The organism is Mitsuaria sp. TWR114 (genome assembly GCF_007997345.1).
Window position 1 is genome coordinate 1 of record NZ_VOSR01000637.1, and the last position, 2,212, is coordinate 2,212.

The 2,212-nt window shown below is 71.0% G+C and carries 3 protein-coding genes; 1 reads left to right on the top strand and 2 read right to left on the bottom strand.

Going from position 1 to position 2,212, the window contains the following annotated elements:
- Positions 1–17 precede the first annotated feature (17 nt).
- Positions 18–179 (top strand): hypothetical protein, encoded by a 162-nt coding sequence (locus FUT87_RS31005; protein WP_404935426.1) that lies wholly within the window; start codon positions 18–20, stop codon positions 177–179.
- A 72-nt stretch (positions 180–251) separates the two neighbouring features.
- On the opposite strand, the gene FUT87_RS21285 is transcribed toward FUT87_RS31005, so the two are convergent.
- Positions 252–983 carry an ABC transporter ATP-binding protein gene (locus FUT87_RS21285; RefSeq protein ID WP_147242312.1) on the bottom strand — a complete coding sequence of 244 codons (732 nt, stop codon included), beginning with the start codon at positions 981–983 and terminating at the stop codon, positions 252–254.
- Position 984: 1 nt separating this feature from the next.
- On the bottom strand, positions 985–2,212 hold a 1,228-nt coding region (locus tag FUT87_RS21290; protein WP_147242313.1), incomplete at its 5' end, for an ATP-binding cassette domain-containing protein.

Consider the following 2,212-nt stretch of genomic DNA (forward strand, 5'->3'; position numbering starts at 1 on the left):
AGGGCGCCGGCGCCAAGGTGGAGATGCCGGTGGCCGACCAGTTCTGGGGCGACCGCATGGGGGTGATCGCGGATCCGTTCGGCCACAAGTGGATGCTGGCCACCCACAAGGAGGATGTCTCCGAGGCCGAGCTCAAGGCGCGCATGGCCAGGATGTTCGCCGAGGGCCAGCCGGGCTGACGCCCCGCCGGCGTGCGCCGCGACCGGCCTCGCGCGGTGCCGGCCCAGTGCGGCTGGCTCAGTGCGGCCGGCTCAGTGCGCCTGGCGACTCGCGCCCAGGTAGGTCTCGATGACCCGCGGATCCTTGGCCAGGTCCGCGGCCTTGCCTTCGAGCGCGATCTCGCCGGTCTCCAGCACGTACCCGTAGTCGGCGACCTCGAGCGCCGCGCGGGCGTTCTGCTCGATGAGGAGGATGGACACGCCGGCCTCGCGCAGCTGCGCGACGATGCGGAACACCTCCTTGACGATCAGCGGCGCCAGGCCGAGGCTGGGCTCGTCGAGCATCAACAGCTTGGGCCGCGCCATCAGCGCGCGCCCGACGGCCAGCATCTGCCGCTCGCCGCCGGACAGCGTGCCCGCCAGCTGCGCGCGGCGTTCCTTCAGGCGCGGGAACAGCGCGTAGACGCGCTCCAGCTCATCGCGCCAGTCCTTCTGGCCCAGGCGCATCGGCCGGAAGCCACCGAGCACCAGGTTGTCCTCGACCGACATCGTCGTGAACAGCTCGCGCTTCTCCGGCACCAGCGCGAGGCCCTTCATCACGCGCTCCTCCAGGCCCAGGCCGTTGACGTCCTCGCCGTCGAACAGCACCTGGCCGCGCGCGGGCAGCACGCCCATCAGCGCATTGAGCGTGGTGCTCTTGCCGGCGCCGTTGGGGCCGATCACCGTGACCACCTCGCCCTGGCGCAGCCGCAGGTCCAGCCCGGTGAGCACCTCCGCGCGCCCGTAGCCGGCGTGCAGGCCGCTGACCTTCAACAACTCGCTCATGTCAGTGTTCCGTTCCCAGGTAGGCCGCGCGCACCTCGGGGCTGGCCTGCACCTCGGCGGGCGTGCCCTCGATCAGCTTGGTGCCGAACTCCATCACGACGATGCGGTCGGTCAGGCCCATGACGAAGTCCATGTCGTGCTCGACCAGCAGGATGCTCATGCCCTCGGCGCGCAGCTGCCGCAGCACCGCGGCCAGCGCCTGCTTCTCCTTGTGGCGCAGCCCGGCGGCCGGCTCGTCGAGCAGCAGCAGCGACGGGTCGGCGCACAGCGCCCGGGCGATCTCCATCAGCCGCTGCGGCCCCAGCGCCAGGTTGCCGGCCAGCTCGTGCAGGTGGTCCTGCATGCCGATGCGGCGCAGCTGCGATTCGGCCTCGGCGAACAGGCGCCGCTCCTCGGCGCGGTCCAGCCGCAGCATCGCCTTCGCCGTGCCGCTGTGCGAGCGCAGGTAGCCGCCCAGCGCGACGTTCTCCAGCACCGTCATGTCCGCGATCATCTTCACGTGCTGGAAGGTGCGCGAGAGGCCGCGACGCGCGATCTGGCGCGCAGGCAGCCCGGTAATGGATTCGCCGGCGAAGCGCAGCTCGCCGCTGGTCGCCGGCAGCACGCCGGAGACCAGGTTGAAGGTCGTGGACTTGCCGGCGCCATTGGGGCCGATCAAACCCATGATCTCGCCGGCGCGCAGCTCGAAGCTGACGTCGTTCACCGCCACCAGGCCGCCGAACTGCTTGCGCAGCCGGTCGACCCGCAGCAGCACCGAGCCGGCGGGCGGCTTGGGACGCGACGCGAGCGCGGCCGCGCCCTCCCAGTCCCGTTCCCGACGGGCCGCCGGCCACCAGCGCGACAGCAGCCCCTGCAGCGACGGCCACAGCCCCTTGGGCGCGTACTTCAGCATGAGCACCAGCACGATGCCGAGCACGATGATCTCGAAGTTGCCGTTGCTGCCCAGCAGCGCGGGCAGCAGCTCCTTGAGCTGGTCCTCGATGATCTTGAACACCCCGGCGCCCACGAAGGCGCCCCAGACGCTGGACACGCCGCCGACGACGGCCATGAACAGGTACTCGATGCCCATCTTCAGGCCGAAGGGACTGGGGTTCACCGTGCGCTGGACATGCGCGAACAGCCAGCCCGACACCGAGGCCAGCAGCGCCGCGATCAGGAAGATCACGACCTTGTAGCGGAAGGTGGAGACGCCCATGGCCTCGGCCATCACGGTCGCGCCGCCGAGCGCC

Coding starts and splice junctions, on each gene's coding strand:
- FUT87_RS21285 (WP_147242312.1), bottom strand. CDS start 983: ATGAGCGAGTTGTTGAAGGTCAGCGGCCTGCACGCCGGCTACGGGCGC.